The sequence below is a fragment of the Streptomyces sp. NBC_00989 genome (assembly GCF_045162655.1).
Lineage (GTDB): Bacteria > Actinomycetota > Actinomycetes > Streptomycetales > Streptomycetaceae > Streptomyces.
This window is the reverse complement of the sequence record NZ_CP108728.1, coordinates 2,146,937-2,160,756: the sequence shown is the minus strand read 5'-3', so window position 1 is coordinate 2,160,756 and position 13,820 is coordinate 2,146,937. Positions and strand designations below refer to the sequence as shown.

Genomic DNA, 13,820 nt, shown 5'->3' with positions numbered 1-13,820 from the left:
GCTGAATGGAGAGCATGAGCTCTCCCGAGACCGAGCCGGAACCGTCGGCCGGGCCGGTCGAAGACCTGCCGGCCACCGTCGCACCACAGCTCCGCGCCCTGCGCCGCCGCGCCTCCCTCACCCTGGAGGTCGCCGCCCGCTCGGCCGGACTCTCGCCCGCCCATCTCTCCCGTCTGGAGACCGGGCTGCGCCAGCCCTCGCTGCCGATGCTGCTCGCGCTCGCCCGCATCTACGGTACGACAGTCTCGGATCTGCTCGGCGAGACGGCCACCGACCGGGACGCCGTCGTCCGCGCCGCCGACATGGAACCGACCGGGGCGGGCGGCTGGACGTACTGGCAGGCCGGCGCCCCCGGCCGGGGCATGCAGTCGCTGCGCGTCCGCATCCCGCACGGCTCCCAGGGCGACATCGTGCGCGTGCACCCCGGCGAGGAGTGGCTCTACGTCCTCAAGGGCCGGCTGCGCCTGCGCCTCGGGGACACCGCGCACCTCCTCGCGCCGGGCGACAGCGCGCACTTCGACTCGCTCACCCCGCACCGCCTCGCCGCCGCCGACGAGGACGGCGTCGAGGTCCTGTTCGTCCACACCCTGCTGCAGAGCCCCACGGCCACCCTGTGCCTGGGCCCGATCACCGGAGAGACGTCATGAGCGGCAACAACATCGAGGACAAGTTCCCGCGCGCGCTGTGGGTACGGCTCCTCATCTACATCGCCGTCGGCCACGTCTTCGCGGCCTTCATCTACCTGCTGTTCTCCGTGGGCGCCAAGTAGCCCGCCACAGCCGCGAGTTCAGTCGAGCAGGCGCTCGCGCAGCCGCTCCCGGATCGCGGGGGTGATCCCCAGTCCCCGCTCCAGATAGGCGTCCACGCTGCCCCAGGTCTCCTCGGCGGTCTCGAAGGCCGCCGTCAGATACTCGGCGCGGGCGTCGAACAGGGGGCTGAGGAGCTCCATCACCTCGGGGGAGTAGGCCGAGGCGGCGGAGCCGCTGCGGCGCACCTTGTAGCGGCGGTGCTTCGCGTTCGACTCCAGGTAGTCGGTGACGATCGCCTCGCGCTCCACGCCCAGGGCGAGCAGTGTCACGGCTATCGACAGGCCCGCGCGGTCCTTGCCCGCCGCGCAGTGCATCAGCGCGGGGACACTGTCCTCCGCGAGTGCGCGCAGCACCTGGGAGTGCTCGGCGGTGCGGTCCGTGACGATCGTGCGGTACGAGGCGATCATCCGGTTCGCGCCCTTGTCGCCGCCGAGGATCTCGCGCAGCTGGTCCATCTCGCCGTCGCGGACCATCTTCCAGAACTCGGAGCCGTCCGCCGGGTCGGACAGCGGCAGATTCACGTTGCGCACGCCGGGCAGCTCGACGTCGGGACCCTCCAGCTTCTGGTCCGACGCGTTGCGGAAGTCGAAGATCGTGTGCAGGCCCAGCGAGTCGAGGAACGCGGCGTCCTCCTCGGTCGCGTGCGCGAGGTGGCCGCTGCGGAACAGCACCCCGTGCCGCACCCGCCGTCCGTCCGCCGTCGGAAGTCCGCCCACGTCCCGGAAATTGCGCACTCCGGACAACTCCGGCTCGGTCGACGGAATCTGCTGCGTCACGAGGACTCCTCCCACTCGGCCCGACGACGCGGCTCACCGGCGGGCACGTTCACGACGATACGACATGGGTTCGAGAGGCAATGAGTTGTCCACAGGCGTTGCCTCGCAGGCCTCCTGCCATTGATGATGTTGGCGCTTGAACGGACTTGTTCGAATCTGTGAGGAACCTGATGCTGGAGATCGCCGAGAACGGCCGTACGTGGGTGCTGTCGGGCCCCACGAGCAGCTACGCCGTCCATCTCACCGAGGACGACGAACTGCTCCACCTGCACTGGGGCCCCGCGATCGCACTCGCCGACGCCGAGGAACTCGCCGCCCGCCCGCTGCCCGGCGGCTCCTCCTTCGAGTCCCCGCTCGACGGCCGCGAGGAGTACCCCGTCGAGGGCGGCCCCCGCTTCGCACGCCCCGCGCTGTCCGTGCGCACGCCCGAGCGCCGCGGCACGGAATGGGCCTTCGAGCGGTACGACACCGAGGGCGACGAACTGCGGCTGCGCTTCCGGGACACCGGCCTCGCGATCACGCTGCACTACCGGATGCGCGGCGACGTCGTAGAGCGCTGGACCAGCCTCGACAACGACGGGGGCGAGGCCCTGGAGCTGCTGCGTGCCGACTCCGCCGTGTGGACGCTGCCCGAGCGCGAGGGGTGGCGGCTGTCGCAGTTGCACGGGCGGTGGGCCGCCGAGTCGCGGCTGGTGCGTTCCGACCTCACCTACGGTGAGAAGGTCATCGGCAGCCGGCGCGGCCACACCGGGCACCAGCACCTGCCCTGGGTCGCCCTCGACACCGACGCGACCGAGGAGCGCGGCGAGGTCTACGGCTGTGCCCTCGGCTGGTCGGGGTCCTGGCGGATCGCCGTGGCCCAACTCCCGGACGCGCGCGTGCAGATCGGCGGCGGCGCCGGGTACGACGACTCCGGGCTGCTGCTCCTCGCGCCGGGGGAGTCCTTCACGACCCCCGTCTTCGCTGGACTGTGGAGCGACGCCGGGTTCGGCGGCGCCAGCCGCACCTGGCACGCGTACCAGCGGACGTACGTCATCCCGGACGCGGACCAGGACCGGCCGGTGCTCTACAACTCCTGGGAGGCCACGCAGTTCGACATCTCCGAGGAGCAGCAGGAGACGCTCGCGCGGCGTGCGGCGGCGGTCGGGGTCGAGCTGTTCGTGGTCGACGACGGCTGGTTCGGGAAGCGCACCAGCGACCGTGCCGGGCTCGGTGACTGGACCCCCAACCCGGACCGCTTCCCCGCCGGCCTCAAGCCGCTCGCCGACCGTGTCCACGCGCTGGGCATGCAGTTCGGCATCTGGGTCGAGCCCGAGATGATCAACCCGGACAGCGACCTGTACCGCGCGCACCCCGACTGGGTGCAGTACCAAGAGGGGCGAAAGCGGACGGAGTTCCGCAATCAGCTCGTTCTGAACCTGGCCCGCGAGGATGTCCAGGAGTACCTCTGGGAGCAGCTCGACGGGCTGCTCTCCAGTGCCCCCATCGACTACGTGAAGTGGGACTTCAACCGCTGCTTCACGGATGCCGGGTGGCCGGGTGACGCCTATCCGCAGCGCCTCTGGGTCGACCATGTGCGCGCCCTGTATGCCCTGTTCGACCGGTTGCGGGCGGCCCACCCGGGCGTGGCCTTCGAGTCCTGCTCGGGCGGCGGCGGCCGGATCGACCTCGGCATCATGAGCCGCACGGACCAGGTGTGGACCTCGGACAACACCGACCCGCTCGACCGGCTCGCCATCCAGCACGGCTTCAGCCAGATCCACCCCGCGCGCGTGATGGCCGCGTGGGTCACCGACAGCCCGAACACCCAGCTCAACAACCGGGTCAGCAGCCTGCGTTTCCGGTTCGTGAGCGCCATGGCCGGAGTCCTCGGGGTGGGCGGCGACCTCTCGGAGTGGACCGAGGAGGAACTCGCCGAGGCCCGCCGATGGGTCGACCTCTACAAGGAGATCCGGCCGCTCGTCCAGCACGGCGACCTCCACCGGCTGCGCCCGCCGCGCGGCGGCCTGAGCGCCGTGCAGTACGTGCGCGGCGACGAGACCGTCGTCCTCGCCCTGCTCCAGGCGCAGCACTACGGTGAGCCGCTGCCTGCGCTCCGGCTGCGCGGACTCGACCCGACAGTGTCGTACGAATGCCTCGAAACGGGCGAAGTCCACCGGGGTGCCGTCCTGTTGCACCACGGGCTGCGGACGGGGCTGCAAGGTGACCTTGATGCGACGGTTCTCCGCCTGCGTCGCATCTGATCCCTCTGTCCTAATTGCAGCCTTCGTGCCAACTCGCTCTGGAATAAAGGAACCTGAGAGTTGCGTACGTGAGCAGCGTCATATTCGTGACCGTGCGTCGTTCGTCATGTGCACGTAATTGACGTGCTCTTACAGGGGAATTGAGGGGTTGAGTCCGGTGGGAATTCACGGAGGGTGACTGTGAATTCCCACAGGGAGTCGCAAGGAACGCAAATCCGTGGAACCTCCTGCTTGTCCCTTTGCGTCTTCCTCGCTTACGTTCGCCACCAATCCGGACGGACGCCCAATCCTGCCGCCGACCGGACTCCGCACACACCCACCCGTATGCGGCAGGAGCGGGGGACCCACAGGTAAGACGCCTGTTCCGGTCTCCGGAACGGGCTTGGGGTTTAGCCGCGACCAGCGCGCGGCCGGGCATCTCCAGCCCGCACCCGACAGCTCACCTCGCAGGCGCCGGAGAGGAATTCGTCATGCCCGCGAAGGGTAAGCACCGCCGCCCGAAGTCCCAGCGTCTCTCTCGCTCGATGGCCGTAGCCGGAACCGGCGGCGCCGCACTCGCCCTTCCGCTCATGGGGGCCACCGGCGCCCATGCCGCGACCACGACTTCCGCTCCGGAAAAGGCGGTTCAGTCCGTTCCGGCGACCGAGAAGACGGTCACGGAGCAGGCCGCCGCGAAGACCGTCTCGAAGGCCTCGGGCGTCAAGACGTATTCGGTGAAGGCCGGCGACTGGCTCGCGAAGATCGCCGAGCAGCAGGACGTCACCGGTGGCTGGAAGAAGATCTACCAGGACAACCGCGAGGTCATCGGCAGTGACCCGTCGCTGATCCACCCGGGCCTGAAGCTCTCCCTCGGCGAGAAGGCCACGACGGGCGGGACGAGCGGGACGGACACGACCAAGTCGTCCAACTCGTCCAAGTCGTCCGGCTCTTCGACTTCCTCGTCCTCTTCGTCTTCCTCCTCGAAGAGCACATCGGCCTCGCAGAGCGACGACAGCACCAGCACCTCCAGCGGCTACACCCTCCCCGTGACCGGTGCCACCATCGGCACCGGCTACCACGTCGCGGGCAGCATGTGGTCCAGCGGCTACCACACCGGCGTCGACTTCGTCGTCCCGACCGGCACCACCATCAAGGCCATAGCGGCGGGCACGGTCGTCTCGGCGGCCTACGACGGCGCGTACGGCAACGAGGTCGTCATCCGGCACGCGGACGGCGAGTACTCGCAGTACGCCCACATGTCGCAGCTGTCCGTCTCGGCCGGCCAGACCGTGACCGAGGGCCAGCAGATAGGCCTCTCCGGCGCGACCGGCAACGTGACCGGCCCGCACCTCCACTTCGAGATCAGGACCACGCCGTACTACGGCTCGGACGTGGACCCGGTCGCCTACCTCCGCTCGCACGGCGTCACCGTCGGCTGACACCAGGCCCCGACGCCTGCCTCGCGCCATCGAAGGCCGGACCCAGATCCTCGGGTCCGGCCTTCGGGCATAGCAGTTGGGGGGTCAACGCCCCTGATCAGAGGCTTATTCCGACTTTGGACAACACTTTACAAGTGGCTTATCTCACCGTCCGTCAACCCCTTATTACGATCGCGTAGGTCACACCCCAGGGTGAATTATGGTTGCCGTGGCTAACGATTCGAAGAGTGACAACAGATCAGTGATCGGGTCGTACGTGGCGCTGGGGGACAGCTTCACCGAGGGCGTCGGCGACCCAGGGCCCGACGGGGCGATGGTCGGCTGGGCCGACCGGTTCGCGGTACTGCTCGCGGACCGGCAACCCGAGGGCGACTTCGAGTACGCCAACCTCGCGGTACGCGGCAAGCTGCTCGACCAGATCGTGGCCGACCAGCTCACCCGGGCCAAGGAGATCGGCCCGGACCTGGTCTCCTTCTGCGCCGGCGGCAACGACATCATCCGTCCCGGCACCGACCCCGACGAGGTCGCCGAGCGCTTCGAACGCGCGGTCGCCGACCTCACCGGAGCCGTCGGCACCGTCATGGTGACGACCGGCTTCGACACCCGTAACGTGCCCGTCCTCAAGCATCTGCGCGGCAAGATCGCCACCTACAACGGACATGTGCGGGCCATCGCCGACCGGTACGGCTGCCCGGTGCTCGACCTCTGGTCCCTGAAGACGGTCCAGGACCGGCGGGCCTGGGACGGCGACCGGCTCCACCTCTCTCCCGAGGGGCACACGCGCGTGGCGCTCCGCGCCGGCCAGATCCTCGGCGTCGAGGTCCCGGCCGACCCGGACCAGCCCTGGCCTCCGCTGCCGCGGCGCGGCCCGCTCGACATCCGGCGCGACGACGTCCACTGGGCGCGCGAGTACCTGGTGCCGTGGATCGGACGCCGGCTCCGGGGCGAGTCCTCCGGGGACCATGTCGAGGCGAAGGGCGCATTGTCTCCGGACGACATCAAGATGCGGATCGAGCGGGTGGCCTGACGGGATGAACGCTTTACCGGACCACAGGGTGACGGGTGCGGCCGCCATGCCGGGGGGTGCTACGTCGTCGTACGTCCCGGCGCGGTCGGCCCGCCCTGCTCCACCGGTGAGGTGACCGCGCGGGAGTGGTGTACGCCGGTGGAAGGACCGGGGTGTTGGCATGCCCCGAACCGCCCCGGCTGCCGGAAGGATCCCGTCCGTATGCCCGTACTCGTCTCCATGCCCACACCCACCCGTGGACCCGCTGGATCCGCACGCGCACGCGTGGCCGTGCCGTTGCCGCGCGCCCAGGACAGTGTGCTCGTCGCGCCGGGCGGGATCCGTGCCACGGTCACGGTCACCGCGGTCCACGAACTGAACTGAGTGTCTACGGAGAGACGGTTCAGGGGGCAATCAACGCGGCCCGGTCGAGGCCCAGTTCGCGGGCGAGCGCCTCGTCGACCCACTCCAGGGCCCGCGCCCGCGACACCGCGCCCGCGTACGCCGTCATCTGTACGGCGAGGCCGTCCAGGAGGGCCGTGAGGCGCAGGGCCGTGGTGGCCGGGTCCGGGCAGTGGAACTCGCCCGCGGTCACTCCCTCGGCGACGACCTCCGCGAGTGCCTGCTTCCACTGCCGGTCGAGATCGCGCGTGACCTCCAGGAGGGCGGGTTCGCGCAGCGCCGCCGCCCAGCCCTCGATCCACAGCCGCCAGCCCTTGGCCTGCCCGGTCGGCGCGTACCAGCGCACCGCCGTCCGCAGCCTACGGAGTGCGGTCGTACGGCGGCCGAGCAGCTTGCGCAGATGCGCGAGGTCGTCCTCGGCGGCGAAGGTGAACGCGGCGGCGACCAGCTTCTCCTTGGTCGAGAAGTGATAGAGCACCAGCGCGTTGCTCACCCCGAGCGCCGAGGCGACGTCGGCGATCCTGACCGCCGCCACACCCCGCGCCTCGATCTGCTCGACGGCGGCCCGCAGCAACTCCGCCCGCCGCTCCGTCACGCTCAACCGCACTCTCGCCACGCGGTCACCCTAATCCGTCGCCCACAGGGGTGTTGTCCCGTACGTCACCGGTACCAGCCGAACCGTTCCGCGATGACCGGCAGCCGGTCCGCGACGATGGCGTGCGCGGCGGCGCGCGGTGTCGTGCCGTCGGCCTCCGCGCGGGCCAGCATCAGGTCGATCAGGGCGCGCATCGAACGCCGGGTGTGCGCGAACGCCTCGTCCGCGTCGGCGCCGATGTCGCCGAACAGCGTCCACCACCACCAGGCGTTCGTCCCGGAGTTCACGACCACGTCCGGCAGCACGGTGACCCCGCGCGCGGAGAGCAGTTCCTCCGCCTCAGGCAGCACGGGCATGTTGGCCGCCTCGACGATCCAACGGGCCGTGATCCCTTGCTGGTTCGAGGTGTCGATCGCGTACGACACCGCCGCCGGAACCAGCACCTCCGCCTCGACGGACAGCCAGTCCTCGCCGGGGAGTTCGAGGTCGCCGTGGCGCAGCGCGGAGCGGTCCACGGTGCCGTAGGTGTCCCGGGCCGCGAGCAGCGCGTCCACGTCGAGCCCGGCCGGGTTCGCGATCGTGCCCTTGATGTCGGCGACGGCGACGATCGCCAGCCCCGCGCGCGTGAGGAACCGTGCCGTGGCCCCGCCCATCGTCCCCAGGCCCTGCACGGCGACCCGCGTCCCCGCGTACGGCACGCCCGCCCGGTCCAGCGCCGCGAGCACCGACTCGGCGACCCCGCAGCCGCCGACCAGCTCGTCCAGACCGATGCCGTCCACCTCGACCGCGAAGGCGTCCGCCAGCCGCCGCCGCGCCTCCGTCTCGTCGTCGAGGAGCGGATACACGGCCTGGATCGACGACACGAGCCCCGCCTCCGCGGCGGCCCGGTCGACCAGGTCCTGGCTGAGTCCGAGGTCCTCACCCGTCGTCCAGAAGCTCTCGATGTACGGCCGCATGGCGCGCAGATAGCGCACGAGGAGGCCGTACGACACCGGGTCCTGGGGGTCGCAGTCGATACCGCCCTTGGCGCCGCCCAGGGGGACGTAGCGGCCCTCCGGGTCGTAGTGCAGCGCCTCTTTCATGGTCATGCCCCGGGCGAGCCCGGCCACCTCGTCGAGCGTGCAGCCCGGCCGCATCCGCAGTCCGCCGCTGGACACCCCGCGCACCAGCCGGTCGACGACCAGGAAACCCTGGCGACCGGTGACGTGGTCGGTCCAGGTGAGCGACATCAAGGGGGCGGTCATGGGGCTCCTCGGGGCGCCGCCCGGCAGGGCGAACACGGGTGGGACGAGTGCGGAAGCGCGTACCGGACGGCAGGTGACGAACGGCGGTTACTGAACGGCGAGTCAGTATCGGAAGCGGTACGGCGTCCTGTCAACGGAAGGTCCGGTTCCGTCCACGGCGTCAACCTCCGGCGCGGAACTTTGGTCTTTCCTTGGAAACCGGCCCTCGTGACGCCGATGCATCGGCGTTGTCACAGGGGTCGACCATAATGGAAAGCCTGACCGACCCGACCTGGAGGCATCGTGACCGGATTCCGTACGCTGAGCTCCGGGCTCCGCGCGCTGCAGCCCGCTGCCTTCGGCGCGGACCCGAGCGGCGAGCGCCTGGCGCGCATCCGCAGATCGCCCCACTTCAAGGACGGGGTCTTCCAGAACCCCGGGGGCAACACGAACGTCCGCCCGTCCGGCGGCACGATGCGCGAGATGGGGAAGTCCTACCTCGACAAGGAGCAGCGCGCCCGCCGCGCCCCCGGCGGCACGCTGCCGGTGCACGCCACCACCCTCGCCGACCTGGCCAGGCCCGCCGCGACCGGGCTGCGGCTGACCTGGATGGGGCACTCCAGCGTGCTGGCGGAGATCGACGGACACCGGGTCCTCTTCGACCCGGTCTGGGGCGAGCGCTGCTCCCCGTTCCCGTTCGCCGGACCCAAGCGGCTGCACCCGGTGCCCCTGCCGATCGCCGCGCTCGGCCCGGTCGACGTCGTGGTCATCTCGCACGACCACTACGACCACCTGGACATGCCCACGATCAAGGCGCTGGCCGACACGGACACCCTGTTCGCCGTGCCGCTCGGCGTCGGCGCCCACCTGGAGCACTGGGGCGTGTCCCCCGACCGGCTGCGCGAGCTGGACTGGCACGAGGAGACCAAGGTCGGCGGCCTCACCCTGACCGCTACCCCGGCCCGCCACTTCTGCGGCCGCGGTCTGCGCAACACCCAGCACACGCTCTGGGCCTCCTGGGTGGTCGCCGGTGACGAGCACCGGATCTACCACAGCGGCGACACCGGCTACTTCGAGGGCTTCAAGGACATCGGTGCCGCGCACGGCCCGTTCGACGCCACGATGATCCAGATCGGTGCGTACAGCGAGTTCTGGCCCGACATCCACATGACGCCCGAGGAGGGCATGCGCGCCCACCTCGACCTCCAGGGCGGGCAGCCGCACGGGGTGCTGCTGCCGATCCACTGGGGCACGTTCAATCTGGCGCTGCACCCGTGGGCCGAGCCCGGCGAGTGGACCGCGGACGAGGGCGAGGCGGCGGGCCAGGCCGTGGCCACGCCGAGGCCGGGCGAGCCGTTCGAACCGGGCGGCGACCTGACCACGGACCCGTGGTGGCGGCCCTTCGGGGGGACGATCGACCACCACTGGCGGACCCCGAAGCCGGTGGAGACGGAGCCGGAGTCGAAGCAGCCGGCCGCTCCGGCGGAGCTGGACCTCGCGAACGAGCGCTGACAGGGCGAGGCGCGCAAGGTGCGGAGGTCCTGCGGCCGGGCGAAACGGAGCCGCCCGGTCGGCTCCGCTCAGTCGATGACCGCGGTGGCTTCGACCTCGACCAGATGGTCCGGCACGTCCAGGGCCGCCACGCCGATCAGTGTGCCCGGCGCCATCGGCGTGGTCCCCAGCCGCGCGGCGGCCCGGGCGACCCCCTCCAGGAACTGGGGCATCTTGTCAGGGGTCCAGTCGACGACATAGACGGTCAGCTTCACCACGTCGTCGAAGGACGCGCCGACCGCGGCCAGCGCGGTGCCGACGTTGAGGTAGCTCCGCTCGACCTGGGCGGCGAGGTCGCCTTCGCCGACCGTGACCCCCTCGGCGTCCCAGGCGACCTGGCCGGCGACGAAGACCAGCCTCGACCCGGTCGCGATCGACACCTGCCGGTACACCGGGATCTGCGGCAATCCGCTGGGGTTCATCAGACTGACGGCCATGCTGCCCACCTCGTTCTCGGTCACTTGTGGTTACTCGGAAACCGTAGGAGAGTTGCCACTGACCTGGAAGAACGCACTTTTCGGTGACTGAGGAACCTTATGGTGACCAAGCAGTTCAGCGACTCGCCCGAGGACGCGGACCTGAGGCGCGCCGACTCCTTGGCGCGGGAGATCTTCTCCGACGTCGCCAACAAGTGGGCGTTCCTGATCATCGAGGCCCTCGGCGAAGGCACCCTGCGCTTCAGTGAACTGCGGAACGCGATCGAGGGCATCAGCCACAAGATGCTCACCCAGAACCTGCGCATGCTGGAGCGCTACGGTCTGGTCGAGCGCGACGTGCACCCCACCGTGCCGCCGCGCGTCGAATACACCCTCACCGAGTCGGGACAGGGGCTCCGGGCGACCGTCGACGCCATGTGCGGCTGGACCCACCGATACCTCGGCCAGATCGAGGCCGCCCGCCGCCGCTTCGACGCCTGACGCGCTCGTAGACCTCCGTCGCGGACACGCTCTGTGATGTTCCGGGGTGTGATCGAGGGCGGTCGATTCACCGGGAAACGCCCCTGTGGCCCGACCCCGGGCGAGGGGCGGGCGAGGGGTGGCGGGCAGGGCCGCATCGAACCCCTCATCCCCCGGCGCCCGTTCGCGACCGCTTCCGATCAGGCGTGATCGATTCTTTGTCCTTCTTCGGCATGTGGTCGAGGGGGTTATCGGTCTGTCGTGCGAGGCCTCATACCAGAGCGGGACGCTCCCCGGGGGACTTTGTCAACTGCCCACCGCACCTGATGCGTTGACGACTACTGTGAGTGTCCGTCGGGCGACGCAGGGCCGAAATCTTCGGCTCTCTCGACCGGCACCGCGATGGCGTATGCCCGAATCGCGCACCCCGCGCGAACAAACCGGCCCGACGCACCAGTACGAGGACGCCGATGTCTCAACTCCGTGCACCGGCCGCACGCGCAGACCGCCGTGAGGGCGGCCGGCACGGGCGACCGGCCGCCCGACCCGTGCCCGCACTGCCCGATACGCACATACGCCCCCAACTCCTGCGCCTAGCCGTGCTGCCGCCCATCGCGGTCGCACTGAGCGCCAGCGCCGCCGTCCTGTTCACCGTCCGCTCCACCGGAGCGCGGACCAGCCTCACCCTCTGGGTCGTCCTCGCCGGAGCGACCTCGGTGACGGTCGCGGGCATCCTGATCGCCGCCGTCGCCGCGGGCCGCGCCGCCGGTTCCGTCAGCGACCGCATCGGCGCCCTGCGCCGCAGCAGCGCGCGCGGCGAGGCCGATCTGCGCGACCTGGTCGAGGCGCTGCGCCGCGGCGAGGGCCCGCCCCAGCGCAAACCGCGCAGCAGGCCCCCGGGAGACGCCGACGACTTCGACCTCCTCGCCGCCGACCTGGCACACGCGCACGACGGCGCCGTCACCGCCGTCGTCGCGGCATCCCAGCTCTCCAGCCAGGCGGGCAGCGAACAGAAGGTCGAGGTCTTCGTCAACCTCGCCCGGCGCCTGCAGTCCCTCGTGCACCGCGAGATCTCCATCCTCGACGAGCTGGAGAACGAGATCGAGGACCCCGACCTGCTCAAGGGCCTCTTCCACGTCGACCATCTCGCCACCCGCATCCGCCGGCACGCCGAGAACCTCGCCGTCCTCGGCGGCGCCGTCTCCCGCAGACAGTGGAGCAACCCGGTCTCCATGACCGAGGTGCTGCGCTCCGCCATCGCCGAGGTCGAGCAGTACTCCCGCGTCAAACTCGTGCCGCCGATCGACGGCACCCTGCGCGGCCACGCCGTCGCCGACGTGATCCACCTGCTGGCCGAACTCGTCGAGAACGCCACGGTGTTCAGCGCCCCGCACACCCAAGTACTGCTCCGCGTCAACCTCGTGACCTCGGGACTCGCCGTCGAGGTCGAGGACCGCGGACTCGGCATGCCCGTCGGTGAGCAGAGCCGCATGAACGCCCTGCTCACCGACCCCGACCAGGTCAACGTCGCGAGCCTGCTCGCCGACGGCCGCATCGGCCTGTTCGTGGTCTCCCAACTCGCCCGCCGCCACGGCATCCACGTCCGCCTCCAGACCAACATCTACGGCGGGGTGCAGGCCGTCATCGTGGTGCCACAAGCCCTGTTGGGTACGGCACCGGGCGCACCCGGGGTCGCGGGACGGCCGCAGGACACGTTGGGCGGGGGGCATCCGCTCGCGCCGCCGCAGCACGCTCCGCAGGTCGGGGGACAGGCGCAGCGTGGGACCGAGGCTGGTCAACTCGCCGTAGGACAGGGCGAATCGGCGGCGTCCGGTGCTCCTGTCGCACCGGGGCGGCACCAGCGTGGGGCAGGGTCGCCGGGGCGGCATCAACGACGGGACTCCGTGCCGCCCGGTGCACCGAGTCCGAACGGCAGTGGGCCGGTGCCGCTGCCCGTGCGCGGCGCCCACGCGGAACGGGCCAACCCCTCGGAGGCGGTGCCCGGTATCCGTCCCGACGACCGGGGGACCGTGGCCGAGAACGTGACCGCACCGCCCGTCCCGCGCGGCGGAGCGGTACGCGGCACCATGGGCAAACCGCCCCAACTGCCCCGGCGCCGGGCCCAGGAACACATCGCACCCCAACTCCGCGACGGCCCCACTCCCCGCCAGGACTCCGAGCACCCCGCAGGCCACGACCCGGGGCTGATGGCCGCCTTCCAACGGGGGATCGGTCTCGCGGAGGCACAGCAGCACATGGAGGCGGCCGAGGCGGCGGACGGGGCGGTGCCGGCGGACGGGGCCGAGGTGGCGTCACCACACATGGAGTCGGACCACACAGAGTCGGCCCACACAGAGTCGGCCCACACCGAGTTGGCACAGGCCTCGGTCCTGCCCATGGACGAGGTCCACACGGGCGGGGCCTACATGAGCGCACTCCACACGGAGCCGCCCCTCACGGAATCGTCCCTCACCGAGCCGTCCCGCACGGTCCCGTCGTCCATTGAGCCGTCCCACACGGAGTTCCCGCACATGAACGGGGCCGGCACGAACGGCGTCCACACCGGCGGTCTCTACATGAACGCGCTCCACGCGGACCCGTCCGGCCTGGACTCGAACGCCCCGGAACAGCCCTCCGTAGAGCAACCGCATATGTCGGCAACACACATGGGCTCCGGCTATATGGACACCGCACTCCACCACTACACCGCTCAGCCCACGACACCGGACACCGAGACGGACGCGGGCCCAGGCACGCACACCACCACGGACCGCTTCACCCTCGCCCCCCACATGGGCGCGGCCCCCATAGCCGAAGCGCACGCGCATGTGCTCGGTCACGACCGCGACCTCACCGCCCGGCACGACGGGAGCGCATCAGCCGGATGACCACGCACGCCCC

General features: G+C 70.7%; 13 protein-coding genes and 1 riboswitch. Of the genes, 9 read left to right on the top strand and 4 right to left on the bottom strand.

The annotated features are described in order from the left end of the window. Positions 1 to 14 precede the first annotated feature (14 nt). On the top strand, positions 15 to 647 hold the full coding sequence (locus OG714_RS09395) for a helix-turn-helix domain-containing protein (protein WP_406119867.1): 633 nt from the start codon (positions 15 to 17) through the stop codon (positions 645 to 647). Beyond that, positions 644 to 769, top strand: a complete 126-nt coding sequence (locus OG714_RS09390) for a DUF6126 family protein (protein ID WP_406119866.1) — start codon at positions 644 to 646, stop codon at positions 767 to 769. The genes OG714_RS09395 and OG714_RS09390 overlap by 4 nt, the downstream gene beginning before the upstream one ends. Positions 770 to 787: 18 nt before the next feature. On the opposite strand, the gene OG714_RS09385 is transcribed toward OG714_RS09390, so the two are convergent. Beyond that, a complete protein-coding gene (locus OG714_RS09385; protein WP_406119865.1) occupies positions 788 to 1,585 on the bottom strand; it encodes a tyrosine-protein phosphatase in 798 nt (265 codons plus the stop codon). Positions 1,586 to 1,755: 170 nt separating this feature from the next. Here OG714_RS09385 and OG714_RS09380 point away from each other — a divergent pair, with 170 nt between their 5' ends. The 4 genes from OG714_RS09380 to OG714_RS09365 all read left to right on the top strand — a co-directional run bounded on the left by OG714_RS09380 (position 1,756) and on the right by OG714_RS09365 (position 6,636). Beyond that, positions 1,756 to 3,828 carry an alpha-galactosidase gene (locus OG714_RS09380; protein ID WP_406119864.1) on the top strand — a complete coding sequence of 691 codons (2,073 nt, stop codon included), beginning with the start codon at positions 1,756 to 1,758 and terminating at the stop codon, positions 3,826 to 3,828. 303 nt (positions 3,829 to 4,131) lie between these two features. After that, positions 4,132 to 4,294: riboswitch (cyclic di-AMP (ydaO/yuaA leader) on the top strand. 4 nt (positions 4,295 to 4,298) lie between these two features. Further along, positions 4,299 to 5,246, top strand: coding sequence for a peptidoglycan DD-metalloendopeptidase family protein (locus tag OG714_RS09375; RefSeq protein ID WP_406119863.1), 948 nt, complete (start codon positions 4,299 to 4,301; stop codon positions 5,244 to 5,246). 241 nt (positions 5,247 to 5,487) lie between these two features. Further along, positions 5,488 to 6,273: an SGNH/GDSL hydrolase family protein gene (locus OG714_RS09370; RefSeq protein ID WP_406131765.1), complete on the top strand. Its 786-nt coding sequence runs from the start codon at positions 5,488 to 5,490 to the stop codon at positions 6,271 to 6,273. Between the two features lie 201 nt (positions 6,274 to 6,474). Beyond that, entirely contained in the window at positions 6,475 to 6,636 is a 162-nt protein-coding gene (locus tag OG714_RS09365; RefSeq protein WP_406119862.1) for a hypothetical protein, read from the top strand. A gap of 19 nt (positions 6,637 to 6,655) precedes the next feature. Here OG714_RS09365 and OG714_RS09360 read toward each other — a convergent pair whose 3' ends face one another. Then, positions 6,656 to 7,270 (bottom strand): TetR/AcrR family transcriptional regulator, encoded by a 615-nt coding sequence (locus tag OG714_RS09360; protein ID WP_406119861.1) that lies wholly within the window; start codon positions 7,268 to 7,270, stop codon positions 6,656 to 6,658. A gap of 44 nt (positions 7,271 to 7,314) precedes the next feature. After that, positions 7,315 to 8,493, bottom strand: coding sequence for a Glu/Leu/Phe/Val dehydrogenase dimerization domain-containing protein (locus OG714_RS09355; RefSeq protein ID WP_406119860.1), 1,179 nt, complete (start codon positions 8,491 to 8,493; stop codon positions 7,315 to 7,317). 282 nt (positions 8,494 to 8,775) lie between these two features. Here OG714_RS09355 and OG714_RS09350 point away from each other — a divergent pair, with 282 nt between their 5' ends. Beyond that, positions 8,776 to 9,984, top strand: coding sequence for an MBL fold metallo-hydrolase (locus OG714_RS09350; protein ID WP_406119859.1), 1,209 nt, complete (start codon positions 8,776 to 8,778; stop codon positions 9,982 to 9,984). A 68-nt stretch (positions 9,985 to 10,052) separates the two neighbouring features. Here OG714_RS09350 and OG714_RS09345 read toward each other — a convergent pair whose 3' ends face one another. After that, on the bottom strand, positions 10,053 to 10,460 hold the full coding sequence (locus OG714_RS09345) for a RidA family protein (protein WP_406119858.1): 408 nt from the start codon (positions 10,458 to 10,460) through the stop codon (positions 10,053 to 10,055). Between the two features lie 99 nt (positions 10,461 to 10,559). On the opposite strand from OG714_RS09345, the gene OG714_RS09340 reads away from it, so the two are divergent. Continuing rightward, positions 10,560 to 10,940 (top strand): winged helix-turn-helix transcriptional regulator, encoded by a 381-nt coding sequence (locus tag OG714_RS09340; protein ID WP_406119857.1) that lies wholly within the window; start codon positions 10,560 to 10,562, stop codon positions 10,938 to 10,940. Positions 10,941 to 11,389: 449 nt separating this feature from the next. Further along, entirely contained in the window at positions 11,390 to 13,807 is a 2,418-nt protein-coding gene (locus tag OG714_RS09335) for an ATP-binding protein (RefSeq protein WP_406119856.1), read from the top strand. Positions 13,808 to 13,820: the final 13 nt, after the last annotated feature.

Coding starts and splice junctions, on each gene's coding strand:
- OG714_RS09395 (WP_406119867.1), top strand. CDS start 15: ATGAGCTCTCCCGAGACCGAGCCGGAACCGTCGGCCGGGCCGGTCGAA.
- OG714_RS09390 (WP_406119866.1), top strand. CDS start 644: ATGAGCGGCAACAACATCGAGGACAAGTTCCCGCGCGCGCTGTGGGTA.
- OG714_RS09380 (WP_406119864.1), top strand. CDS start 1,756: ATGCTGGAGATCGCCGAGAACGGCCGTACGTGGGTGCTGTCGGGCCCC.
- OG714_RS09375 (WP_406119863.1), top strand. CDS start 4,299: ATGCCCGCGAAGGGTAAGCACCGCCGCCCGAAGTCCCAGCGTCTCTCT.
- OG714_RS09365 (WP_406119862.1), top strand. CDS start 6,475: ATGCCCGTACTCGTCTCCATGCCCACACCCACCCGTGGACCCGCTGGA.
- OG714_RS09355 (WP_406119860.1), bottom strand. CDS start 8,493: ATGACCGCCCCCTTGATGTCGCTCACCTGGACCGACCACGTCACCGGT.
- OG714_RS09345 (WP_406119858.1), bottom strand. CDS start 10,460: ATGGCCGTCAGTCTGATGAACCCCAGCGGATTGCCGCAGATCCCGGTG.
- OG714_RS09340 (WP_406119857.1), top strand. CDS start 10,560: ATGGTGACCAAGCAGTTCAGCGACTCGCCCGAGGACGCGGACCTGAGG.
- OG714_RS09335 (WP_406119856.1), top strand. CDS start 11,390: ATGTCTCAACTCCGTGCACCGGCCGCACGCGCAGACCGCCGTGAGGGC.